At 37.9% G+C, this 25,290-nt stretch carries 17 protein-coding genes and 2 pseudogenes; 11 read left to right on the forward strand and 8 right to left on the reverse strand.

Annotation, left to right across the window (positions count from 1 at the left end):
* The 3 genes and pseudogenes from K333_RS0103210 to K333_RS0103220 all read right to left on the reverse strand — a co-directional run bounded on the left by K333_RS0103210 (position 1) and on the right by K333_RS0103220 (position 1,846).
* Positions 1-732, reverse strand: coding sequence for a hypothetical protein (locus K333_RS0103210; RefSeq protein ID WP_161624549.1), 732 nt, complete (start codon positions 730-732; stop codon positions 1-3).
* Positions 733-842: 110 nt separating this feature from the next.
* A pseudogene (locus K333_RS0103215) lies at positions 843-1,046 on the reverse strand (nucleotidyl transferase AbiEii/AbiGii toxin family protein); the annotation flags it as partial.
* A complete protein-coding gene (locus K333_RS0103220; RefSeq protein ID WP_024989261.1) occupies positions 1,043-1,846 on the reverse strand; it encodes a type IV toxin-antitoxin system AbiEi family antitoxin domain-containing protein in 804 nt (267 codons plus the stop codon). The pseudogene K333_RS0103215 and the gene K333_RS0103220, both read right to left, overlap by 4 nt.
* 813 nt (positions 1,847-2,659) lie before the next feature.
* Here K333_RS0103220 and K333_RS0103225 point away from each other — a divergent pair.
* The 11 genes from K333_RS0103225 (at position 2,660) to K333_RS0103275 (ending at position 15,180) form a co-directional block, all read left to right on the forward strand.
* Positions 2,660-3,265, forward strand: coding sequence for a hypothetical protein (locus K333_RS0103225; RefSeq protein ID WP_036889048.1), 606 nt, complete (start codon positions 2,660-2,662; stop codon positions 3,263-3,265).
* Positions 3,253-4,350 (forward strand): tyrosine-type recombinase/integrase, encoded by a 1,098-nt coding sequence (locus tag K333_RS0103230; protein ID WP_027452324.1) that lies wholly within the window; start codon positions 3,253-3,255, stop codon positions 4,348-4,350. Before K333_RS0103225 ends, K333_RS0103230 begins: the two co-directional genes overlap by 13 nt.
* Positions 4,351-4,584: 234 nt before the next feature.
* A complete protein-coding gene (locus K333_RS0103235) occupies positions 4,585-5,349 on the forward strand; it encodes a type IV toxin-antitoxin system AbiEi family antitoxin (RefSeq protein ID WP_024989263.1) in 765 nt (254 codons plus the stop codon).
* Complete coding sequence (locus K333_RS0103240; protein WP_024989264.1) at positions 5,342-6,265, forward strand: nucleotidyl transferase AbiEii/AbiGii toxin family protein; 924 nt, start codon at positions 5,342-5,344, stop codon at positions 6,263-6,265. Before K333_RS0103235 ends, K333_RS0103240 begins: the two co-directional genes overlap by 8 nt.
* Before the next feature lie 49 nt (positions 6,266-6,314).
* The gene (locus tag K333_RS12635; protein ID WP_154652974.1) at positions 6,315-6,620 is read left to right on the forward strand and encodes a hypothetical protein; all 306 of its coding nucleotides are present in this window, start codon (positions 6,315-6,317) and stop codon (positions 6,618-6,620) included.
* Positions 6,621-6,693: 73 nt separating this feature from the next.
* The gene (locus K333_RS0103250; protein WP_024989266.1) at positions 6,694-8,676 is read left to right on the forward strand and encodes a MotA/TolQ/ExbB proton channel family protein; all 1,983 of its coding nucleotides are present in this window, start codon (positions 6,694-6,696) and stop codon (positions 8,674-8,676) included.
* Positions 8,676-9,374, forward strand: a complete 699-nt coding sequence (locus tag K333_RS0103255) for an OmpA family protein (RefSeq protein ID WP_024989267.1) — start codon at positions 8,676-8,678, stop codon at positions 9,372-9,374. Before K333_RS0103250 ends, K333_RS0103255 begins: the two co-directional genes overlap by 1 nt.
* The gene (locus tag K333_RS0103260; RefSeq protein ID WP_024989268.1) at positions 9,374-11,314 is read left to right on the forward strand and encodes an EH signature domain-containing protein; all 1,941 of its coding nucleotides are present in this window, start codon (positions 9,374-9,376) and stop codon (positions 11,312-11,314) included. Before K333_RS0103255 ends, K333_RS0103260 begins: the two co-directional genes overlap by 1 nt.
* Positions 11,315-11,322: 8 nt before the next feature.
* Positions 11,323-14,082, forward strand: coding sequence for a DEAD/DEAH box helicase (locus K333_RS0103265; RefSeq protein ID WP_024989269.1), 2,760 nt, complete (start codon positions 11,323-11,325; stop codon positions 14,080-14,082).
* 52 nt (positions 14,083-14,134) lie between these two features.
* Complete coding sequence (locus K333_RS13345) at positions 14,135-14,491, forward strand: hypothetical protein (RefSeq protein ID WP_024989270.1); 357 nt, start codon at positions 14,135-14,137, stop codon at positions 14,489-14,491.
* Positions 14,492-14,928: 437 nt separating this feature from the next.
* The gene (locus K333_RS0103275) at positions 14,929-15,180 is read left to right on the forward strand and encodes a hypothetical protein (RefSeq protein ID WP_154652976.1); all 252 of its coding nucleotides are present in this window, start codon (positions 14,929-14,931) and stop codon (positions 15,178-15,180) included.
* A 355-nt stretch (positions 15,181-15,535) separates the two neighbouring features.
* Here the strand turns inward: K333_RS0103275 and K333_RS0103285 are convergent, their stop codons facing one another.
* The 5 genes and pseudogenes from K333_RS0103285 to K333_RS12640 form a co-directional block, all read right to left on the reverse strand.
* Positions 15,536-18,280: an AAA domain-containing protein gene (locus K333_RS0103285; RefSeq protein ID WP_027452325.1), complete on the reverse strand. Its 2,745-nt coding sequence runs from the start codon at positions 18,278-18,280 to the stop codon at positions 15,536-15,538.
* Between the two features lie 135 nt (positions 18,281-18,415).
* Positions 18,416-18,742 (reverse strand): antitoxin VbhA family protein, encoded by a 327-nt coding sequence (locus tag K333_RS0103290; protein ID WP_024989272.1) that lies wholly within the window; start codon positions 18,740-18,742, stop codon positions 18,416-18,418.
* 110 nt (positions 18,743-18,852) lie between these two features.
* Positions 18,853-19,014, reverse strand: a pseudogene (locus K333_RS13075) (AAA family ATPase); the annotation flags it as partial.
* A gap of 55 nt (positions 19,015-19,069) precedes the next feature.
* The gene (locus tag K333_RS0103300) at positions 19,070-23,374 is read right to left on the reverse strand and encodes an NACHT domain-containing protein (protein WP_024989273.1); all 4,305 of its coding nucleotides are present in this window, start codon (positions 23,372-23,374) and stop codon (positions 19,070-19,072) included.
* Between the two features lie 42 nt (positions 23,375-23,416).
* Entirely contained in the window at positions 23,417-25,231 is a 1,815-nt protein-coding gene (locus K333_RS12640) for a hypothetical protein (protein ID WP_024989274.1), read from the reverse strand.
* Positions 25,232-25,290: the final 59 nt, after the last annotated feature.

The following is a 25,290-nucleotide window of genomic DNA, read 5'->3' on the forward strand; positions in this document are numbered from 1 at the left end:
TTAATCTTCGTGTATTGTCAACTTTCCATTCTTGAGTTCATACACCCTTATTCGAACTTTTATTTTCTCTAAGGGCAAACGAGTAGCTATAATTTTTGATTTATATTGTCCATTTGGTAAATAGGCTACCTTCCATGTGCTCACCGAATTACCCTTAACATCTCCATATATCAATTTGAAAGAAGTGTCATTCAATCGTTCGATTTTTAAAAGAATATCAAAATCATCAGCATGATCCAATTCTAGTTGCTGAAGATACCCTACTCCTTCCTTACTCCAATAAAAACGGGATGACGTTATGAGTTTCAACTCTTTCTTAACGTAATTCTGCGCAATTTGATTTTCCTTTTTGAAGTTGTACTTGTTAGTCTTATAATCATTAATATATGTTTGCCGCAAAAGCTCGTCTGTTACTCTTTGGGATATTGGACGTCGATTAAAATCAAATATGTCAACAACTCTAACCAGTTGCCCTTTTTCATTATAAACTTCTTCACCAATTACACGATATTGTGGATGTGACTTATATTTGTTGTAGGACATTCGTAATGGGTATGCTTCAAATACATCCTCACTTTCCTCCTTGTCAATCCACTCCCATCCTTCAGTAGAATCAATAATAATTGGAATCTTTGTGAATTCAGAATTGTCACCTTTGTCATTATTTATCGAATCCTCAAAAGATGACATATTATCTATAGGAGCCTGACGTGGAACAACATCCTGTCCCAAAACTTGCACAGATAAATATATCAATATGGCTATTAAGAAAAATCTATTATTCATAATCTCAAATATATAAGGTGTAAATCTTTGCTTACTTTTCTCTCTTTTATATTAGCTATTTCTTCGCTATAACGTGGCTGGGGTGAAAGATAGAGCTTATGCAAAGCTGTTCCACCTCGGAATGCCAACTGCGATGCAAGGAACTCATCACTAAAGATGGAAACCAAGGCACGGCATATAATCAGGTCTTGCTCAATCTGGGCATTATCTATCCACGGAGCATGTTCGCTCCATTGCTGTATCGCTGTTCTATTAATCATATATCGTCTGTTTCTATTTCTACGTTTATGTTTATCTTCCACCGGCTGTCTCTAACAGATAGATTATCTTCTGCCGATGTACTCAAAGGTTGATATTTGAAATACCCCGATGATGTACGAAGCTGTTCATACAATTTATCTGCTAACTTCTTTTCCCCGACAACATTTTCAAGTATATAGCCAAGTCGTTGCCATACAACCTTTTTCACATAAGTTGCAAGTGGCGCAAACTGATTATTAATGTCAATCTGCTCTGAAAGTTCTTCAAGTATGGTGGCGACTCGCGACAATCCGCCTACATGTTGCTGATATTGCACTAAGTCAGCGGCGGTTAGAAGAGGATTTGATATACGGATAGTTCCCGTTTCTGTATTCTTTGTAATTAGGGCTTCCTCCGGTAGTCCATCCCGATAAAACCAATCTATGGTTACATTACGAGTAGAAACTGTCCTACGCTTAGGAAAAGTCGTCATTACAGAGAATTGCTGGGGACGCTGATGAGCTGCACCAAGCATCTCGGCTGCGCTAAGCATACATACATAGTAAGGCTTTTGCAGGTACGACATTAACTGATCAATATAGTAGGTCGCAGGAACTGACCCACGTAAAACATAGTGAACGGGAATAATAACGTAATACCCTCTATATACACTGGCTATAGTCTTGTTTGAACTAAGTCTGGAAAGTTCATTTTGAAGAATCTGTTCTGAAGAGCACAAGTCAGCAGCCCTTACATCCTCAACAGAAAACGTAGGAAAACCATGAATAGCTCTATTTTCTACCCACTTTTGTAATGTCATACTGAGCAATTTTGGTGTAAATATAATAAAAAAAATATTATCTTTGTACTTTTTTCGCCTAAAACCACACTATTTTATAGATTTTTATCTCCAAATTCGCATTTTTATCGAATTTGGAAGCAAAATACACGCATATAACTCTAAATATGAGATATGATTGCCGTCCAAAAAGAAAGAGAAGCCAATTATTCTGTTTGATAGCGCAACCCTTTGGTTTAGTTTATACCCATATTAAATATCCATAACCTAAACTAAACCTTAATGCAAGAATCCGCAAAAATCTGCGTTAAAAAGTGTAAACGTGCAAAAAACTGGAAAATCGATTTTGCAGATGTTTGCATTTTCTTTTTTTTGACGGCAGTCATATTTGCAGATTTTTGCCTATTTTACGTCCCCCCACCGTCCCTCGGAGTCACTTTAGACGCCCTAAGACAAAGGCGTTTATATTGATTATCAGATACTTATATTTACAGATAGTAACTTCTGCGTGGGAAAGTAGATTTTGCGTGGGAAAGTAGATTCTGCGTGGGTAAGTAGATTGTAATGCATTGGTTATTAGATAGTTGCAATACTTTGTTAGAACATTTTAACAAATATAGCAACTGTCTAATTATCAACTATTTGCAAAAATCTGCAAATAAAAACCATCACATTCTACGGTAGAAAGTACGAAAAACAGGGGTAAAAATATGCAAATATCCGATACTCATTTTGAGGGTAGTTGTCACCTGATATTTGCAGATTTTTGTAGATGTTTGCATTGCACCGATTTCATTATATTATCATGCCTGCACTAAAGCAGGTTTTGATAATATGATATACAATAACAAGAAACACTTCTACGATCCATACGATAGTTTGGACGCAGAATGGAAAGCAAAACTCTCTCATGAGATGCTTTCCGTAGGAGAAGCGGCTCGCCTTTCTGGATTCAGCCGCCAATACATTAACAAACTCATTGCAAACGGCATCATTGATGCTAAAAAGAACAACGATGGGAACTATGTGATTGCTTGGAAAAAGTTCGTCAGATGGTTCTCGGCTCTTCCAATTACACTAACCTCCCCTATCGGTTATGCCAGTTACTCTTTGAAAGAGCTGATGCGCTACACGGGCATGAGCAGATGCTGGGTATTAAAGTTTGCAATACGTAATTCTATTCCTTCATACTATGTTGGTATGTATCGTCGTTTCTGCAAGTCTGCCTGTGAAGAAGCATGGAAACGAGAATCTATTGCACTGAAACGTTGGCTGTCCCTTGAAGAAGTCTGTACACTCTTCGATATTGATGAGGAAGTTATCTTTGCTCTTGCTGCCCTGCATAGGATAAGAGTGAAAAGACATAATAAAAGCCAGGTCTATAACAAGGTAGATATACTGACTATCGTAAAGAAAGGAGGTACATTATGTCACAAGTGACTCTAAAGAACAGAAATATTTCACAGGGTAAAATGAAATCCATCTACCTGGAGTTCAATCCTGCCATTCATGACATCAAGGGCAATAGCGTGAGGTACGAATGCTTGAACTTGGAGATATACACTAACCCAGAAAATAGTCAGCAGCTCAAACATAACAGAGCTGTGGAAGAGATAGCAGAGACGATTAGATGTGAAAGGTATCTGCAGCTGGTCCGTCACGACTACAGTTTCTTGGCTAAGGCCAGGCTTGACGAAGATTTCTTGGAATATTTCAGAATGAACGGTGATTGTCATGGTGCAAAATACCAAAGCAGCCGACTTCATTTTGAGAGATTTTGTAAGGGACAATGCAAGTTTAGGGACATCAATGCGAGCCTATGCGAACGGTTCCGTCTTTACCTGCTTCGTGCCAAGGGGCTGCAGCACACCAAGAAAAAGCTATCCAAGAACTCTGCAAGTGCATATTTCAATGCATTCCTTAGCATTGTCCATTTTGCCTATAGGGACAATATTCTTTCTGAAGACTACACAACATGCGTGGAAAAGATAAAATGGAACCATGACATTCCTAAGGAATACTTATCGAGTGCGGAAATCAAGCAGTTGGCAAGTACACCATATGATGATAATCCTGATGTGTACAGGGCTGGTATGTTTTCCATCTATACTGGATTAAGAAGGAGTGACATCCTTGCTCTCAGATGGGAAAATATACATCATAACCGTGGAAGAAAAGCGTATATCAGGTTCCGTATCAAGAAAACGGGCACTTTGATTCAATTGCCCTTGTCTCTTCCAGCCATCAGAGTGTTAGGTGAATCGAAATCTGAGGGTAAGATATTCCCCATGATTACTGAAAGCATTCTTGTAACTCATATTGGCCGATGGGTCAGCAAGGCAAAAATCCGCAAGCACATCACCTTCCACTGCTTCCGGCATACTTTCGCCATGCAGTTGCTGGATAAAGGAGTTGACATTTATACCATTGCTGCCCTACTAGGACATAAGCAAGTGTCAAGCACACAGAACTATGCCAAGATGTCTTCGAAGAAAATGATTGAGGCTATCGTAAAAATGGAATAGCAACCTAATAATCATTATAGATTCGGCAATAACAAGCCATATTGCCGAATCTATATACCAATTAGTTCAGACGTTTTTTATGTTTGACCTGCTGATAATGCCAATTCCAACAAGTTTTTTTTGCATAAAACTAAAGTAAAACTATAGAAAAACGCATTATTTTCAACCAAATGTTTGGTTATATCCTAAAAAAATTATATCTTTGCGGTTGAAATATTCAACGTATTATAAAATATGGCTATAGAAACGAAGAGCAAAATCAACTCATTACTAATGAATATACTCCCTGGAGGAATACTATTTTCCGAGGGACTAAAGAAGCAGGGGTATTCTGATCAGTTGATGAAGCAGTACCGTAAATCTGGCTGGCTGACATCCTTGTCTAAGGGGGTGATGTATCGTAGCGGAGATTCTCTATCAGCATTGGCGGCTTTAGCAAGTTGCCAGGAGCAAACTGGTAAACAGTATCGTGTAGCAGCCCACTCTGCTCTTGAACTTTCTGGTTATTACCATTTTGTACCAATGGGGAAACCTCAACTTATGGTTGCTAGCAATGAGCCAAGAACTCCTCAATGGGCAAAAAGTGATTTGTTTGATATGACAATAGAGTTTTTTACGACATCGGCTTTCGGCCTAATCCAGAAACAAGCAATAAAGCAAAATAATTATACCCTACAAGCATCTTCACCTGAACTTGCTTTCATGGAATGTCTTCTATTGGCCCCAAATAGATATAGCTTCATGGATTTATATTACATCATGGAGCAATTAACGGCACTTCGCCCAGCCAAAGTTCAACAATTGCTTGAAACAACTAATAACATGACTGTCAAAAGAATGTTTTTATATATGGCAGAAAAGGCTAATTATCCTTGGTTTCAAGCTATTGATGTTGGCCGAATAAACCTTGGCACTTCTAAAATACAATTGTGCAAAGGTGGTGTCTATGTCTCAAAATACAAAATCACAATTCCAAGAGAATTAGCAGAATATGAATAAACAAGATATACTATCAAGCGTTTATGCTCAGAAGGTTGACCTTCTGTTGCGTCTTTTACCTTTGGTTATGGAAGAAAAGGTTTTTGCTGTACACGGAGGAACGGCAATCAATCTTTTCCTAAGGAATCTGCCTAGGTATTCAGTTGACATTGATCTCACTTATATTCCTTTGGCAGACCGCAAGAAAAGTATCGATGACATTAACTTTCATCTGAAATCGATTAGTGAGAAAGCACGTAAAGCATTCCCTGGTATGCACATCATTCCAAACTACGCTACATGCAAATTACTCTGCGAATACCGAGGCAAACAAGTCAAGGTTGAGGTTAACCAAACAAAACGAGGTATCGTTGGTGGTGAGTTAATGCATCTTCCATTATGCGAAAAGGCTCAGGATGAGTTTCAAGTATATTGTATCGCTGACATTGTTCCTATTTCACTACTCTATGGAGGTAAGGTTGCAGCAGCACTCTCACGTCAACATCCACGAGACCTATTCGATGTAAAGTACATGACAATTCCGCTGAAGGATTGCCGTGAAGGTCTCATTTTCTGCTTGCTTGGCAGTGACCGTCCTATACATGAGTCATTTGCACCAACCCTTATTGACCAACATGAGGCACTTGTCAACCAATTTGTCGGAATGACTGAAACTCCATTCACATACGAAGAATTTGAAGAGACACGTACCAAGCTCATTGCAGATGTAAATTCACTTATGACTGATGACGATCGCCGTTTTTTAGTCAGTTTTGAAAATGGAGCTCCTAAATGGGATGGATATGAATTTGAATATTTCAAAAATTATCCTTCTGTCAAATGGAAACTCCTCAACCTTCAAAAGCTCGCGGAACAGAACCCAGAAAAATTAAAAATGGAAGTTGAGAAATTAAAAAATCTATTATCAATACAATAATCCCTTTTGTATATTCACATCCAATTATCATATTTGAGTTATTGAAATTATGAACAGAACATCAAAATTCATGACAGACCATTCGGAAGGCGACAAAGGTAAAGAAGCCGTTATGGACTTTCAGGTTTCCTGGGTTCTACGAATGGCTGCTGATGAAGACTATACGAAAGACAAACCGATCTTCCGTCTTTACAGTAAATTTATGTTGCTCAAGTTGCTCGATATGCCCATTCCTAATCCTGTACAAATAAAAAAAGTAAGGGTATGGTGTTTCAAAAACAACATATTGAAATTGTATCATAGATACTGGACGCACTTATTCAAACACTCATCCTTATTGGTATATTACCGATGAAGATTCATGCAAAGTAAATATTAAAGAGATTATTACATTTGAATATTAAACAAAAGATCAAAAGATATAGGTTATGTCTGATTTTACAACATGGGCTTCGGCCGCAGTCATTATAATCGTCTTCCTGCTATTTTGTAAGGAAGAGTATAAGTTGTACAATATTAAGGAAGCAATAAAAAAGCTCCTTAATAATGACAATATCTTGGATTCTCTCAAAGAAACTAAGATTGCTCCCCTTGCGGAGACTTATAGTAAAACTATCAATATTGAGACACACGATGGCAAGAAATCTAATATTCCTGCTTCTGAGTATATTAATGACTATAGCGTGTGTAAATATAACAAACTTAACTTACGAATGCTCGACACTGCAGCGGGAACTCTCGTTGGTTTAGGTCTCCTTGGTACGTTCCTTGGTTTGACATTGGGTATTAAAGGTTTTGATAGTAGCAATACAGAAAGAATCAATGAAAGTATTCAAGGGTTATTGGCTGGTATGGGTACTGCGTTCTTGACATCATTGCTCGGTATGACATTCTCTATTTTATTTACAGCCGCTGATAAAGCATTAAGACATAGACTATATAAAGATGTCAAAGAACTAACAGACATGTTGGATTCTGAGTATTATATAGATGACCTCGTGTTAGCTAATATTAATCAACAGAATATAGTCAACCAGTTATACAAAGCTTTGAAAAATGATCTTCAGCAGCAGACATTAGAAATAGCTAATAAACTTACTTATACAAATGCAGAAGGTCAAAATGTCACAATAGGTAATGCTATACGTGAGATTCTTACTGAGAATACTAAGCAATCAAAGGCTCTCATGTCATTCTCTACCGATTTGGCAATGGAACTAAACCAGGGCTTTGATGAGACGCTCTCACGACAGATGCAACAAAAGATTGTACCACTTATGGAAAGTGTTGATGCCACCACCAAGGCTGTTGTAGAACATATCGATAAGATGGCAGATACGGTTTCATCTCCAGCTACCGATATGATGCAGAATGTGGTAGATGAGTTGAAGCAAAGCATGCAATCACTCTTAAATGAGTTTAGTACGGGTCTTTCTGGGTCTGCAACATCAGAACTTGAAAATCTTGCGATGCAGCTTGGTACCGCCACACAAGCAATGGCAGATTTCCCTAAAAACATGGAGAATATATCTGCTACACTGCAAGTTACTATCGAAGAAGTCAAACATGCTATTTCTGAGATTTCAAACACCTCTGCGAATGCCAATTCAACAGCTATGCAGCAGATGCAAGAGCAGATTACTTATGCTACAGGAGCTATCAGTAATGCCATCACAGAGGTCAAAGAAGTCATGTCAGGAATCTCTCAATCATCACAAGAGCAAAGCAATCAAATGGTTAGCAAACTTGCTGATGCTGCAGAAAAGATGGGATCATTCCTTACAGGTACTATCTCTACCCTTTCTAACTCGGTACAGCAATCTGTCAAGGGTATCACAGATGACATCAACAGCAAGCAAACAGACCTTATTGCTCTCCAGGAAGATACAACCTCTCAAACAAAGAAGCTGCTTGAGAATTTCAATGTAGGTTTGGAAAGATTGGAAAAGATGAATGAGTATGTAACCGGCACAATGAATGGTTTCAAACAAGCTCAGGGTGAGATAACTGTAAGTACCAGCAATCTTCGTACTATCAGTAGTGATATGAAGCTTGCAACCGAGTTGTTCAATAAGGGACAAAACGACTATGCTGCAAGACTAGCTCAACTCCAGACTGCAAGTCAAAAAGGTATTGATCAAGTTACTGAAATGCTCAAAAACTCTGGGCAGTTGTCAGATGAGTATGTACAAAAGTTCGATCTCATCAAACAAGGACTTGGTTCTATCTTCTCTCAATTGCAAAGTGGCTTGACAGAATATAGTCGCACTGTTAAAGATACCACTGACAAGTATCTTGCAAGCTACACTTCTAGTCTCACTCAGACAACAGGTGCCTTGGCATCAACTATCGAACGACAGAATGAAGTTACAGAAATGTTGACTGATACAATTTCACGTTATAAGAAATAATGAAGAAAAGACATATTGAATACGAAGGCAGAGAAGAAAATGCATTTTCACTCTCTACAGGTGACTTGATGGCTGGTCTTCTATTCATTTTTATTCTGCTGCTGATGGGAGCACTTTTACAGGTGCAAAAAAATGCAGAACAAGATGAAGAAATCGTCAAGAAATACGATAAGACCAAGACGCAATTATATATAGACCTCCAAAAAGAGTTCAAAGATGATTTGGCAACATGGAGAGCAACCATCGACTCTTCACTGTGCATACGTTTTCAAGAACCGTCGATGTTGTTTGATGAAGGCAAACAGGAATTGAAGCCAAGATTCAAGGAGATTCTAAATGATTTCTTTCCTAGATATATCGCAGTTCTGAAACGTCCGGAATATCGCGACAACATAGTTGAGATACGTATCGAGGGACATACAAATAGTAATGGAGGCTACTACTCAAACATGGAGTTATCACAGGACAGAACAAGATCTGTACTCCAATATTGTTTTGGTTTGATGCCACCAAATGATATTATCTGGATGAAGAAACTCGTAACAGCCAACGGCTTATCATCAAGCCATCTGATTTACAAGAAAAATGGTGAAGAAGATAAATTTCTGTCTCGACGTGTTGAGTTTCGAGTAAGAACAAACGCTGAAAAGCAGTTGGAAGATATTGCTAACAAGCGATTAATAAATAAGAAAAAATAATGGAAGATATATATGCACTCTTAAATATCAATAAAGGTATCTTACAGGATTTCCACTTGCAAGCAGACCGTGCTGTTGACCATCAGACAGAGTTGGCCATCAACCGCGACATGCGTACCTTAAAAGAAATTGAGGAGCGCATGATGACAGACACAACAGTAAAAGTTTCCCAACAGACGATTGACGAAGTCATCATGAAGGTAATCAAAAATGCAAAGGAGAATAATCAGGATATGAGTATCTGGAGTATTCGTGAACTTCGCATTGTATCATATTACCTCATGAAATTGCAGGGCAATGAAGGCGCTTATCAGTATGCATTAACTCTTCTTGATACAAACTGGAGAGACTTATTTTTCAATGGATTGTCATTCTATTGTCTTGACACATGGAACATGATAGATCCTGAATTTCGTGCGCAGACATGTGAGCTTCTCAGAAAGAAGTTACAAGCTTATAAGGACAACAACAAAAAGTATATGGCGATGAAGAATCATGCTAATCTCTTTGATGAAGCAGGTCCACGACGCTTATGTGCTTTGTTGACTCAAAAGAAACAAGATTTGAAAGCTGCACCATCGTACTTCTGTAACAAATCTGCTTCTATTAGTCAATCTTACTATTCTGATGTGATTGTTAACTTCTTTGAAGCCAACAAAATAACAGATCTTGACTATGTTGAGTCTGTCATTGAACTTCATGATAATGATCGCACCAAGAAACTGGTATTTGCAGATTTAGTTTCGCGTGTTAATGAAAGTGGTGACGAATTGAAGCGTACAAGACTATGCAAATTTGCTAACAGAATACTTGGTGATATTACATTGACTTCAACATGGGCACCTTTTATTGGTGCAACAGAAAAAGAAGCTCAGAAACTTAAAAAGGCCAAGCAACTTGTAAATCTTTGGTTCAATCGGAAGATTATCGAAACTTTCTTTGAAGTTTGTGTACAAGACAGAGACCGTAAGATCTTTTGGCTTAGGTATGTCGAATATGTCAGTGCCTTTAGAATCGTAGGTTCGACAGCAACAAAACGCTTGTTGCAAGGAGATAGCCGTATAAGTGGTATATTCCTGCCATTTTATATAGAGACAGAGTCTCGCACATCGCAGACTTCAGCTCTCGTATTGTTCATGAAGGACAAAATGATAGTTGAGTTTTCTGATACAGGTGCTTTGTATGTTTACAATCATAATCATGCAAAGGTTAAACTGGTCACTAATAAAAGAAGACTGATTAACAGTACAGCCGAGTTGAAGATTCCTTCAATGAATAATCTTATCGAAATTAGTGATTGGGGCTATAAGAGTCACTACAATGAGGGACGTATGACCCATCAAGGTTATTGGCAGGATCGCTTGAATGATTGGATGCAAGAAAAGGTATTATCTTCAAGTAATACGAGCGTATCTTTCTTGGAATCAAAGGACAATGATTTGTTTAAGGCAAAGCCTATTCCAAAAGAAGAATATAAGCCCAAAGCCAAACCAGTTGAAAAAACATTGTTTGATGATGTCCCAGAATATTTGAGACCAACGGCAAGAGTAGAGAACAAAGAGCCGAATGTCTGTAATGAGGCAAAGCACACTACTCCACCACCATCAAATAACAAGCAAGTTGTTTATGAAACCAGAATCTCATGGTCAATTTCCAGTAAATGGATAGCACATGACAAATGTAGAATTGTATGCAACAATAAAGGCTTCTATATAAACATTTCAAGAGGACAACAATATGTTCATATACGCCCTCTTGTTGGTGGAGCCAAGGCTACAGGTAGCATTTGGATAAAAAGACCGAACACAAATGGATGGCAACAAATCGTTCATTCAACAAGTGGTAGTGAATTTTCTATCGGCTACATAAAAGAAGCTGGTGGCGGCCTCGTGTATAAACAAGAATATAACAAAAATGATTTTATTAAAGTAAAAATTTAGAAACAATTATGTTAAGTCAGATTATAAACAGTAAAGGCATCATGTTCATTGTCAATTACAATGGTCACGACCTCCATTTCCAAGAATGGAAGGCCACGGATGATTGTATCTACTATTTGCCTCTTGCAACATTGGTAGATAATGGCTATGCTTATGCCTCTAAGGAAGGATGCTTGTTACCTTACGAGAATATATATCTTTTGGATGAGGATGAAAGAATACTTCTTGGAGTACCACAGCCATACGATAAAGCTATGCGTCTCGTTGGCACAAGTATGCTCAACTTATCTGACTTTGAATATAAAGTAGAGTTTCTCACCTATGTTCCTGATGGAGAATTGATAGTATGTGAGAGAGGTGGTAATATCTTAGTCAAAGGACGTGACAAATACTTACTCAATGAAGCTCAGTATGCTTTACTCAACAGAGTTGATGCTTTCAATTCTACACCAGAAGAAGATAAAACAACAGATTATAATCTTCGCTGTTTTGCAGAGATTAAAGCGCTTGCAGAACAGGCTGGTTGTCAATTGGACAGTTATCTTGAAAACGAAAATGTATATGCACCAGAGCGTATTAAGATTGAAATCGGACGAGATGATGAAGGATTTACAGTAGAACCAGCTGTTGATATTGAAGAAAATGACAAATTCCAAACGTATTTTGACAAAATGCGTAAAGTACAAGCTCAATATCCAGTTCAGCGTGAAAACGGTGAACGTGTTCGTATTGTGCTCAATAAGGAACAGAAAGAAAACCTGCACTATCTGAAAGAACAGTGCGGAAAGCACAAGAGCAGAGACGAAATTCAGAAGATGATAGAACAACCAACTGAATACTTTGACCCTAATGCTTTTGATTTATCAGAACTGTATAGTGACAGAGTGATTGAAATAGGTGTATATAAGCCAAAGTTCTATCCTTTCATTTGTCCATATAAATCCTGCTGGATAGCTGGTGCTACTGTTGAAACGCCCAAAAATGGCACAACAAAAGTCACCATTAACAGTGAAGAAGAATTAGAAAAACTGAAGAGAGAAATCCAATCAGCAAAAGAAAACAAAAAAGGCATTGTCGAATACAACAATACTCAACTTGATATCGAAGATGCAATGTTTCTAGCTCAAACTGCAGAAAAGCAGCTGAAGGATCCTTCACAGCCAGCAAAAGTTGAAAGTGAGAATGGCAATGAAGCGAGAAATGTACTCATTATTGAAGAAAATGCCGAAGAGTTGGGATTTGCGGTAAAGGAAAGAACTATAGAGAAAGGTGATAAATATACGCTTTTCACAGATCCGTTCCTTCAAGAAGGGTTCTCTCTTAAAGACCATCAAAAAGAGGGTGTGGCATGGTTGCAACACCTGTACAAGAGTAAAGCCAGTGGATGCTTGATGGCTGATGATATGGGACTTGGTAAGACTCTACAGATACTTTATTTTATAGACTGGCATTCACGCAAGTATGCCAATCATAAGCCGTATCTTATTGTTGCACCAATATCTCTATTAGAAAACTGGAAGAATGAGTATGAAAGATTTTTCATGCAACCCCGCATGAAAATCAACATGCTGACATCAAAAGATGTAACAAGAAAGTTCGATAAGAGCATAGTAGATAAGATGCAAAAGATGGATATTATTCTTACAAATTATGAGTCACTGCGCATCTCTCAATTAAACTTCTGTGCTGTAGAATTTGATGTGGTTGCTTTGGACGAAGCACAGAAAATAAAATCGCCAGGTACACTTGTCACGAATGCAGCTAAGGCTTTAAAATGTAACTTCAAAATAGCCATGACAGGAACTCCTGTAGAGAACTCTCTGCTGGATTTGTGGTGTATTATGGACTTCTGTGTGCCAGGTCTTCTAGGTAATGCAAAGGCATTTGCTGCTCAATACCAGAATCCTCTAAAGAAGGAAGATACAGACATTGTAGCTCTAGGCAACGAAGTTCATGACAAACTTGGTGTATACTTTATGCGACGACTGAAAAAAGATGCCGCAAAGGATTTGCCTAACAAAATAGAATTAAAAGAAAAAGTGCTTATGCCACCTGTACAAAAGGAGACATATGCATCTGTTGTGAATGACTATACGAGTGGCATACAGCCCAATATGCTCGTTACAATCATGCACCTACGTGAGGTTTCAGAGCATCCGTATCTTTATGATTCAACTCTTCTCAATCACGAAACTGATGAAATTGTTGATACAAGTGCAAGATTGCAAGCTACTATCAAGTTCCTTGACGAAATAAAGAAAAAAGAAGAGAAGGTTATTATCTTCGTGGAACGCAAGGAGACACAAAAAATGCTTCAGAAGCTTTGCCTTGAAAGATATGGCATCATTACTAAAATCATAAATGGTGATACACCATCTATTGTTAAGAGGAATATGCCAAACAAGCAATCAAGGCAATCAAGTATAAATGAATTTCAAGCTGTTGATGGTTTTAACGTGATTATCATGTCACCTGTAGCTGCCGGTATGGGGCTCAATGTAACAGCGGCTAATCATGTCATCCATTATAGCAGACATTGGAATCCAGCAAAAGAAAATCAGGCAACTGACCGTGCATATCGTATTGGACAGACCAAGGATGTATTCGTTTACTATCCAATGGCTGTAAGAGCTGACATCAAATCTTTTGATGAAACATTAGATGATTTGTTGTCTCGCAAGACATCTCTTGCTACTTCAACAATCTTTCCAACAGAAAGAGTTGAAGTCAAACAAGAGGAACTTGGTCAAATGCTGTTTGGTGTTTAAATGAAGGAATCAATACAATATAGAATATATATATCATGTTCTCAATAAGAGAATGAGTGTTATCCGCATAAAAGCATTCAAGAATATGGTACAAGATAGAATATACAATTACTTCGAGCGCAATCCACAACTTCATGTGCTCTTCATCTTCGACAGGATGAACATTATCCAGAACGAACTGGATGAGATGAAGCAGTGGAATGACGACTATATATATAAGGTGTTCAAGATGGACAAAGCACAGGTCAAGCGAATACTCAAAGACCTGTGGAAGTTGCCTCATGCTGACAATGCACTATCTTACTCCACATATGTCATAGACAGAGACAACACTACTGGCTATGCTGAAGTGCGTCGCATCGGGCGATTCTACACCGTCAGTCATGACAACATTTCTCATCTCTTATAATATATTGTTGAATTGTTGAATAAAAGAGCCAAAGACATTGGTTACAAGATACTTAACATCTCAACAAACATTCAACAACCTTTCAATAAAGAAAGAAATATAGTGAGGTAAGTACCCTGTGTTATCTGGCATTTTGATGAACACTACCACTTCAATCATGTGGCATGTTGAAGGGCAATATTGCTGAATACTCGGCACCTGCACCCAAGGGCTCAACGATTCATCAAATTCAACGGAGATTTAGAATCTTCTTTTCTTGACCGAATACAATTTTCAAATATTTATAACATCACTAAAGTTTCAGAACTATGGATCCAGATTCTTCATTTAACAACTCAGGCGTTTCAAGTACGCCAAGCAGACCAACGTACAATAATGGCGCTGGCTATCAGAACAACAATCAGGTTTCACAACGTCCCAATGAAGCACAAAGGGATATGACACCCAATGTCAATCAAGAAAAAACACCAACGACAGCATCTGTTGCAACTACCCAAACGGACTGGGTGCGTTTCAATACCATCTGTAACAAAGAACTTGTTGACAAGGTTCGTGCCATTGCCGACCGCAACCACAGTAGCATCCGTGATGTCATTGAACTGATGTTCCGTAGGTGCATCAACGCCTACGAACAGAAGAACGGTATCATCACTATTGAACAAAAGAAACCGCTGGAAGAATTGTTCTAAAGGCATACCATGCAATCATGCGCCATTGTTTCACTTGTGCCAAATCACACAATGAAGCAATGGCGTTTCTATTGTCTAATACCCTTTGGGGTGTCGGTGAGACTGACCAGATAAATCTGCAAGCAGAGGTCACGAAATCAGAAAATCGGCTTGCCGATGCCACTTTTTTTCAAGGTCGGGAAGCCTAATACCCCGCCCTACTTCGTTAGGTGGGATGGCTGACCAGATAAGATAGCAAGCAGTGGTCATAATTCATCATTGGTTTTAGAACATAGACTGCAACTCCAATGAATCATAAACACTATGCACATAATGTCAAACTTGAAAAAGTGTCACAGCATCACATTTGTCACAATTAGCACATTATGTCTTTTAAAACTTTTATTATCTTATACTTTTCTCCACTACCAGTCGTTGACAAACGAAGCAAGGGCAAACCATATACATCAAGAATGTGGTTCTTCATTTCGTCACGTCGATGTTGGTCCGTTTCTTCATGATGGAAGTTATACCCATCGGTCTCAATCGCAAGCACTGGCTTTTTTGTAACGTGATTTACTATGAGAAAGTCAAGATGAGTTGAATAATGAGAAATGTATTTGTGTTCATCATCATTGAGTAACGACCAATCTCTTACAACGGTCCTTAGCGGAGTGTGACAGAACACACCCAAGTGAGCGTATTCAGGGTACTCATGAATGATGTTCTCAATCAATGAGAATGTCAGATTCTCTGAATCATATTCAGAAATATTACGATGACCTGCAAGAAAAGCTATACGCTCGGCTGTATATTGACTGTAGAGATAATCGAAAATAGAGCTGATTTTACTCTCCGTCACGGAGAAATTGTTGTAGGCGATATAGTCTACCAGATCTGTGATGTTTCCTGCTTTCTCCTGTTCGTTACCTGAAACGACTAGGCAGAAGTGTTTCTTCGCTCTTGATATGGCGACATTCAACAAATTGGGATCATCTGCGAAATCAGTTATTTCGTCATCCACGACACTCATGATGATGGTGTTCTTTTCTCGCCCCTGATACTTATGAATGGTGGCGGCCTCTATTGTGGGAATCTGATGGTTAAATTCATTCACCTGTTGGTTATAAGGCGTGATGATGCCAATATCCGTTTCATCTTGCAGGTTTGGCATGATTTCCTCCTTTACCACATCTATCTCGCGCTGGTTATAGTGACCACGCGTATGATGTCCTGGAGCTGTTTTGATGGCTGTCAGTACGTTGGGCTCATCATTGTCTTCTGTCATAATCAACAGATTCCCACCATAGAAGCGCTGATTGCAAAAGTTGATGATTTTTGGATGACAGCGGTAGTGCTCTCTGAGCAAGATTTGCTTGATGTTTGGCATAACTGCACAGACAGACTGAAGAAAGCTGTACTCAGCACAGTTGTACCCTTCCATCACCTTGTATTCTTTGAATATGCTGTCCATTTTCAACTTGACCTCATCCGTAACCACATTCGGGAGCTGGAGGGTGTCACCCACAATTACAGCATTCTTAGCACAAGTAAGAGCCAAAGCACCAGTTTCAATAGAGACCTGCGAAGCTTCATCCATAATAAGATAGTCATAAACCATATCAGGGACAGCTGTTCTTGCAGAAAACGTTGTACTCAAAACAACAGGATATTGATTCACTAATTCTTCTGCGTAAAGGCGCAACTCTTTCACGTCATTAAACATCCGGCGTTGCTCCTTGCAGTATCTGCCATTGAGAGCATTTTTTAGAACGGCCATCGAATGGTCTGTTAGTGCTGAAGACAATGTCTTTGAGTCATAACTGGCGAGCTGACTTACATGGTCATCTATGAAATCGGTCAGTTCCTTAATCCTCACAATATAGTACAATGCCTGTAGCTCCAAGATGATCGGCTGGATATTGTTTCTATCTAACGGCGACTTTACGCCAAGAAGATATTTCCTGGTAAAATTCATCCAAGCCCACTTGATGCGTTCCACTAATTTGCCAAACGTACCATATGTAATGACATCGCCTTCGGCATAAGACTGATAGCGAAGCCAAAGATTCATAATACGTTGGGATTTAGCAGTTCTTTTAGGCGAAAACGCCTCTTCATCAATCTGATTGTCCTGCTTAAAATGCTCCCACTCCAGCTCTATTGCCTTCAGTTCTTGCTTCGCAGAAGCCAAACCTTCCTGCAACTCAAACACTTTCCGCAGTTGTTTCAAAGTGTCACCCGCTCTTCGTTTCTCTTGGAACGAATCTGTCATCGATAAACTCCAAGTCTGTAATTCATCTGGAACAACAGGTTGGTTATTAACAAAGGCCTCCTTGTTTTCCCTTTTTCCTAATGGAGCCACGATGAAGTCCAGTCCGTACTTCTGCAATTTCTCCAACACATTGGCAGTTGCAGAGTTATTGTTAGAGACCACCATCACCGTTTTTCCCTGTACCAAGATGTTAGCAATGATATTCAGGATCGTCTGTGTCTTTCCAGTTCCTGGAGGCCCTTGAATCACGCTGATTTGGTTCTCAAAAGCACACCTTACGGCTTTCTCTTGACTGGAGTTACAACCAAAAGGAAAAATCAGATCAGATACCCGATGCCTTTTGACATGGTATTCATTGGGGTTAAGATATGGGGCTGCGACCAACTCCTTATCAATGAAGTCTATCTTTTCATAAAGTGCAGGAAGGATGCCGCCGTGCTCCTCATCCTTTCCCAGTTCATTAACCTGTGCAATACGCTTTAGGAATTCAAAAGCATTATTTGCTATGTCGTCTGCCAGACACGATTCTACCACTTGAATACTACCATGAAGGTAGTCTTGCACATAACCATTACTGAATGTAATTCGCCAATGCGTTTGTTCTCCATGTTGGAAAGAACGAATGTCTTCAACATTATGTTGTTCTCTTCCAGCAATGTAAACCTTACAATGCAGATGATCATGCCAGACGGCATCCTTCAACCAAACAACATCATTATACCTGTAATGATATGTACGAGGCGAAGACTTGAACTTCACGTCGTACACACCATTACCGCCCATCTGGAACTGCTCTATCTGCAAAGCCTTGGGCTGCCCTTTTATGATGATGAATGTGTTTGGCATTTAATTGATAATCTATAAATTGACTTTTACTGTTTTGGCTTTTTATCCTTTACGTACCACTTTGATGTCATTGTATAACGCAATCTATTTACCGGCAGCAAGTTTTTCTGCCACGAAGAAGATGTCTGTTATGTATCATATTGGCCTTCCCCTTTTACTGCCTTCGGGGTCTGGATGAACATCAATCTTTGTGTAGGTCTCATATTCTCTCCAAGTATCCCTTATTCTATGTTTCTCTTCATAATACTCATCTAAGAGTTTGTCAACCTCTTCCATGGTGATTTCACCCTCGATATTTCTTCGGGCAAGTTCCAACAAGTAGCCGGAGACCTTTAGCCCATCCACCGCCTGCAAGCCAATAGCTACGCGCCAAGCTTCAGCCCTCTCTTTTTTCTGAGGATCCCCCTGACGGATATACTCATCAAAGTTTAAGTTTAGCTCCTTATCGTTCTTAGCGCTCATATCTCGTCTTACTTTATTTCAATAACATTATTATTCCGGCATTACTTCTCTATTCCATGAAATTCGTGTGTCGTTATACCATCTATATCAATATATCAGTCACCCCGTGGCCCTGCCAATATAAGCCCACCTCCAATATCGTTGAAATCATTAACGAAAGCATACACGCTATGGTATATGCTTACCGGATTCCAACCCTTCTTGAACTCAATCCTATTGGACTCTATCTTCTGTTTGTTCAACAGGTCTTCTATGTTTATTGCCAGTGCCATATTATAATTATGTTTGCAAAACATACACATTATATTTAATATGTTGTAGATAAAACTAATTTTTCTCAATTTCCTTAAGAACCTTAGCCATCCCGTTTGAGTATGAATTCAGCATCATTTCATCAAAAACATCCATCACTTCATCTGCTTTTTCGTAATCCTCGTCATCCATAAAAATACGATAAATTGCTAATAGAATCTTTAGTAATTCCTCTTCGTCATAATAAGTGATATTACTTTTGCTATCTATCAACATCCTTATACATTGATAGCTTTCATAAGGATAATCATTACAGCATTTTTTAAGATACTCGACAATATCATGGTAACCACTCTCTAAAGAACTATTGAGCCATAAAGCCAGTAAATCTTTAAACAGCTCTATTCTTGATTCGGACATTTTGCTGCACCATATGAAATAGGAATGTCTGATTTCATTCCGATTATCATTAGCAAATCGTCGCAATAAGGCTTCACTTTGTTCTCCATAAGTTTCATCAGATAAATGCTGGTATGCTAATGGAATAATCTTTCTTATTACCTCTTCTTCATTTTGGGAAAGAATGTCCTCGAACATCTCCTTGGATAATTCTTTCGACTTCTCATATTGCATTCCGAAAAACATAATCTGAACCAAGATTGGTTTTGCTCTTCTCTTAGAGAGTATCATTCTGAAGTATGGAAGTATCTGATCGGGATCATTACACCAAAACCAATGCATTCTATCCGCATTCAGAAACAGATAGTCGGCAACTGACCTATTTGCATATCTAAACATAACCATATTGTATAGTTCATTGTAATAGCACTCTCTTTGCAGATAAAGCATAACAGTTAATTGATGCTCTATAGAAAGTTCATCGCATGTATCCATAAAGAAATCATAGACCATCGCTTTTCTTGTCTGTAATTTTCCAATCTTGGTCAATGATTGTATAGCATGTCCTTGAGTGCTATTAACACCAGCACTTAGCGTGTCATTTGTAATAGCTTTATCAAATCGGTCTTCGATACTCACATCATATTTCGAGTTATATTCAGATAAAATGATTCTTTTTAGGAACCCTACAATTCTATCGATATGCGCTCCTTCTGTAATAGTGACATTGTCAACAACCTCAAAAAGTCTATATCCAAAACCCTCTTTGCACAGTTGGTCAAACATATCCATACATTTCCAAAGAAGTGGCAACAATTTGTTTTTTGGATAATCTGCTATTCTTAAGCCATCGAGACCTGATAATTTGTAGATGGCTGGAACATGCTCTTCTTCAAATATCTGAAATACTAATTTCTCGAAATAGTCTGGCCGTTCGCTGACACATTGTTTAAATGCGTCAGCATGTGCACGATTGTCAAAATAGCGAAACTTTCCCTTTGCAAAATCCTTGATGCCATAAAAAGATTTCTGCCAAACCTCACATGACATGGTTTTGTATTGTTCAGAAGACATCAGTCCGCCACAGACGACTGCAGCAGTAACCTCATGGTCGGGTTTCTCGTTTTTCCATTCAAACCCTAATCTTCGATCTAACTCTTGCTTTTTGCGCTTTATATTGCTATTTCTCAGATTCTTTGGTATGGCCCAAATCAATTTCCTTTGCTCATAACCTAAATGTGGATAAAATGCCCCGGTATATGATCTTTTCTTATCTGGTTGCATATCAGAATCCGACTTAAAGTCGTATATAAGTTCCTGGCATAAGGTCAATGTGTCACTATCAATAAACGGGAACCAAGCTCTTAACATCTCCAAGAAATAATATGTAGCATCACTATAAGATAACAAATCATCCACCAACTTTGTATCTTTAAGAATCGCAATGATATCATCAGTAAACAAGGATGGGGATTCTTTCATTGCTCTAAAAGCAAAGCAATAGCAACTTGCCTCCCTTTGCCCCAACAGATATTTTATGTCTGCAATAGCATTAGTAGTTTGATGCTGAACTTGTCTCTTCAACATCTCTCCGAACCATTCATGCAAAGCATATGCATGATGATGCTGATCCATCATCAGAGGGAACACATTGTTATTGTCAATAACATCTCTCCACGAAGGTGTCCTATTTGCATTTATAGCATAAAGTATTCTATCACGTAGAATTGGATAAAAAACTTCGGGGTACTTTTCCTTTAGAGGAGTGCAAATCTCCTCTAATATTGTTTCCACTACTCGCTCTTCATGATGATTTTCTTTCTCTTGTGGGTTTAAAATATAATCTATCAATTCAGATATGTTGTCTAATACGAATTGAGGATTAGTTGGCAAAGCCCTTTCTAAGAAGTCAGCTTTATAATAGGGGGTGTCACATAAGACTTTGTACCATTTCGTAACAATATCAAATGTGTAATCAGGAGTTGCACGCAGAATATTTCTGGCAATAGCATTTCTTGTTATTTCATCCTTTATGCTATCAACCAATTTGAATACATCTTCAGTACTCATCTGAACGTGATTCCAGAAATACCCATAAACATTCTCATAAACAGCATCTCCGATTCTCATCGTCTTAATCTCCTTAGCAATAAGTGGCGTAATGATCTGATACCATTCCTTATTGTATGTCCGTCTGATAAATGAAAAGAACAGCAATCTATTCTGTACATACAAATCTTTGATACATTTCTTCTCAAACAGCAATATGTCCTCCCTGTTTGCCATTGCCCACAAAAGCATAAGCTGAATATGAGTCCTAATCTTACCTGAAAACAGAATTGTCTTTACGTCCTCTTTATATTGCTTCTCGTTTTTGGCCCTCTCATAATCCAAGACGAAATTCACAGTTGAGCGCATAAATATTCCTTGGTGCTTCTCCTTTGCCAGCAAATCTTGAATCAGCGAGCGTTTCTCTTTTTTATAATATCGGGCAAAGACATAGTCATACATGCTTTGGTGGAAGAATGTTGCCCTATTATCTATTTGTTCGATAATACCTTCACTAATCAGATAATTTGCTTCTTTAAATTCAGACGTATCATAATCCCATTGAGGGGTTAATGTTTCGTCATCATAAATCTTAAGTGCCAGGTCATAGAGAATCTTTTCTGCAATCTCTTTGTTGATTTTTACTTCTGCCAAGTTGATTGTCTGTAGCCACAATTCATCATACAAGTCTGTAATCGAATAATAGTCATTTCTCTTGTTTTGCGCATATATTCGGCAGAACAGATTCAAATGCTGGGGTGTTTGCAGTACTGTTTTCGTTTTATCACCCAGTTCCTTATAAAGCCCTACTTTCAGTCTATCAAGCACCTTCTCCACATCTTCTTTCGCCAACAGCGCAAGTTCAATTTTAGGCTCACGTCCCAACAGACTTAGTTTAGGGTCAAAATCCAAATCAAAGGAGCGGCAAGATACAATAATCCTTACGTTTCCTGATTTATCACCATCAGAAAAGAGTTTAATCAGGGCCGTGATATTTTCTAATTTGCTTCTGTCGCTATTTATGTATTGTGACAAAGCATCAATTTGGTCTATAACTAACACAGACCTTTTTTCTTTATTTAAGCTGGCAAATGTGTTTCTCAATAGTTCCAAGTGTTCATTGCTCGTATATCCTACAGGGGGTTGTAGCTTGTCCGCTTTAATTGCGAAACATTTAATGCCATCCTTTTCCAGTCTTTGAATGGTCTTTCTGATTACAACGCTTTTTCCCATACCAGCATTGCCAACGAGCAATTTCACACAAGACTCATTTTCTGAGAGGTCATCTTTGACCCATTGGCAAAGCATTCCTATCTCTTTTCTATCAATAAAGGAATCCTTTAAGTTGTGAAAATCCGTATTAATCCGTTCAAATGCTGAACGGCTTTCTGACATTACCTCCTCTGTACTCTTCTTCTCTTTTGTTAGCTGTGCGATTTTATCATTGAATATTTGTTTCCAACGGTCAATAGTTGTAGCAACGTTCTTGCTCGTTACTATTTCATCATTATGGAATTCATATGTGTGAATTATATTATCTCCCTCATTATTAAAATGTCTTATATAGTCATCAGAAATGTATTTCCAATAAATCTTATTATCATTTGCATCAACAGAAAAGAAAATGCAAACTTCATTACGCATTCTCATGGCGTAAGCTACAAAATAAGCAGGAATCTCCGCTTTGTTCTGTCCCTCATATTTTGATTTATATGTTTTAGCTTGCACCACCAATTTCCCAACAGGACGTTCTTCGTCATCTACAAGTTCAATGTATCCATCAGTATTAGCTGACTTGTCATGACATTCTACTTTATGAGCAATGGCTTGAGTATGTCTAAAAAGTCCTCGGATACACCAATTTCCGTCTTCATCAAGACGATCATTGGGGTCTGTTACTCTTTTGGGTTTGAAATTGGTTTCGCTATTCATATCTTTCGGTTCCTTACATTAATATTGATGGACAATCATAATTTAATGATTCTTGCATAGAGTAAAATAAATATTCTCTAAGCTACACAAAGGATCCTGACCATTCATTTTTTGATTAATCATATTAATTAAATCACTATCAGATAAACATATAATCAGCTTATTCTCAATTAGTAAATTGTTTTGGCAAATTTTTGCTGATTCAGAAAGACCACATCTTGAGAATATAATGACAAAATTTCCGACCAAAGGGTTAATATATTTCGTGGGCTTATAAAAGTCATCTGCTGACAATCCTTCCTTGTAATTTTTAAAGTCAACAATTATTAACCTTGATTTGTAGTCGTCTTTTACCATTTGCCAAAAACTCGGAGTTTCTTTATATGTGTTATTTACCACTAGGTCTCTTCGAGAGATACCATCATATGTTGTTGATTGAAATTCATAGGTGTAATTTCTGAAACCATCACCAAAAAGATAATGAAATATATCTGTTCCTAATATTTCATATTCACTCCATCCCTCTCGTCCCTTCACGCAATTCTCTAAACGTTTAATCAACAATTCGCCTTTAGGAATATCCATGTAAGAATCATCGAGTTGTATTTGTCCAAGCCGTTCTTTTATAAACAGATGTATCATTTCACCATTTTGATTATTGATGACCTCACGCCCCAACGTACTTACATCTAAGAATTTAATCTTTAGGCTATTTAGCATTTCTTCTATATCTTCGCCTACATAAAACCTAAAGATTACAGCTTTGTATTTTAACGTGTTCCCATCATACAAAAGATCATTCAAATTCTTTATAGATGGAGTTTCGTCTATAAGAAGTAACCATTTTTCCTTATCAACAACAATCTCATTCGTATCAGTTATGCTAACAGATTTAAGTTGCCCGCGTAAAATGTATGTTATATAATCTACAATATTAGGTGAAGATGCATAGCGAATAAAGATTCTGTTTAGATCATGATGAATACCAGAAATAGAAAAAATATGTTCAATATTTGAACAATTAGGATATATAAAACCTGTTAGTAATGAATCGGTTATTTTTTGGTCAATAGCTTCTACGTTTGCAAAGCGATACATTATCTCAACATTATTTGGATAGATACTCAAACTGTCAGATAAAGAATCATAAACATTAATCATTACCAAACATGCATTATTTCTGTAATTACATTGAACGTATACGACGATTTTTTTACAGTAATACCTAAATACATTTCTTATTCTAAAATAATTAGTTTCAACATAATCAATATATTTCTTGTGTGTTCGTAAAAGAATATCATTAACATCCTTCTTAATCTCATCTGATAAGGATTCCTCCAGTTTAAAGGGCATTGAGAAATCTATTGGGGTAATACGTAGTTCTTTTCGATATGTAAGATATGCATCCTCAGAGGCTATTGTTAAACTGTTTTTCATAATCATAAAGAAAAACAGATCATCCTTAAACTCTGTCGTATTTGCGAGACGCTCACCCCATTTATTTGCTAATTCATACGGGAACTCCGTCCTGTTATATTCCAATAATTTAATATATTGTTCTCTACTTGGCAATGTTGCCCCCTCAAATGAGAACATCATCTTTGCTAAATAGATATAAAACTCTTTCGCTAACTCTAAACGAAGTGTTAGCGTTAAACCTTTGTCTGTGCACCTTTCGTAAATAGTATTTACTTTTGCGAGGATGGGGTCTGTTGGAAACAAATGGAATTTCTCAATCTCATTCAATTCACGAAGTAGGTTATCTACTATCCCTGCATCATTGCAAGTATTTGAGCTGCATAGTTTATGGTGCAGGAGTAGCAATATTTCGTATTTATTTTTTGTTAGATTCATATTCTCATATATTCAATTCATGGGCGACATATTAATCCTCATATTCTTCTCTTGTTATT

This window comes from Segatella albensis DSM 11370 = JCM 12258 (assembly GCF_000426565.1).
GTDB lineage: Bacteria > Bacteroidota > Bacteroidia > Bacteroidales > Bacteroidaceae > Prevotella > Prevotella albensis.

Excerpts from the sequence above, each read along its gene's own strand:
- K333_RS0103225 (WP_036889048.1), top strand. The coding sequence starts at position 2,660 with ATGATATACAATAACAAGAAACACTTCTACGATCCATACGATAGTTTG.
- K333_RS0103230 (WP_027452324.1), top strand. The coding sequence starts at position 3,253 with ATGTCACAAGTGACTCTAAAGAACAGAAATATTTCACAGGGTAAAATG.
- K333_RS0103235 (WP_024989263.1), top strand. The coding sequence starts at position 4,585 with ATGGCTATAGAAACGAAGAGCAAAATCAACTCATTACTAATGAATATA.
- K333_RS12635 (WP_154652974.1), top strand. The coding sequence starts at position 6,315 with ATGAACAGAACATCAAAATTCATGACAGACCATTCGGAAGGCGACAAA.
- K333_RS13345 (WP_024989270.1), top strand. The coding sequence starts at position 14,135 with ATGAGTGTTATCCGCATAAAAGCATTCAAGAATATGGTACAAGATAGA.
- K333_RS12640 (WP_024989274.1), bottom strand. The coding sequence starts at position 25,231 with ATGAATCTAACAAAAAATAAATACGAAATATTGCTACTCCTGCACCAT.
- K333_RS0103240 (WP_024989264.1), top strand. The coding sequence starts at position 5,342 with ATGAATAAACAAGATATACTATCAAGCGTTTATGCTCAGAAGGTTGAC.
- K333_RS0103265 (WP_024989269.1), top strand. The coding sequence starts at position 11,323 with ATGTTAAGTCAGATTATAAACAGTAAAGGCATCATGTTCATTGTCAAT.
- K333_RS0103275 (WP_154652976.1), top strand. The coding sequence starts at position 14,929 with ATGACACCCAATGTCAATCAAGAAAAAACACCAACGACAGCATCTGTT.
- K333_RS0103255 (WP_024989267.1), top strand. The coding sequence starts at position 8,676 with ATGAAGAAAAGACATATTGAATACGAAGGCAGAGAAGAAAATGCATTT.
- K333_RS0103260 (WP_024989268.1), top strand. The coding sequence starts at position 9,374 with ATGGAAGATATATATGCACTCTTAAATATCAATAAAGGTATCTTACAG.
- K333_RS0103285 (WP_027452325.1), bottom strand. The coding sequence starts at position 18,280 with ATGCCAAACACATTCATCATCATAAAAGGGCAGCCCAAGGCTTTGCAG.
- K333_RS0103290 (WP_024989272.1), bottom strand. The coding sequence starts at position 18,742 with ATGAGCGCTAAGAACGATAAGGAGCTAAACTTAAACTTTGATGAGTAT.
- K333_RS0103300 (WP_024989273.1), bottom strand. The coding sequence starts at position 23,374 with ATGAATAGCGAAACCAATTTCAAACCCAAAAGAGTAACAGACCCCAAT.
- K333_RS0103250 (WP_024989266.1), top strand. The coding sequence starts at position 6,694 with ATGTCTGATTTTACAACATGGGCTTCGGCCGCAGTCATTATAATCGTC.
- K333_RS0103220 (WP_024989261.1), bottom strand. The coding sequence starts at position 1,846 with ATGACATTACAAAAGTGGGTAGAAAATAGAGCTATTCATGGTTTTCCT.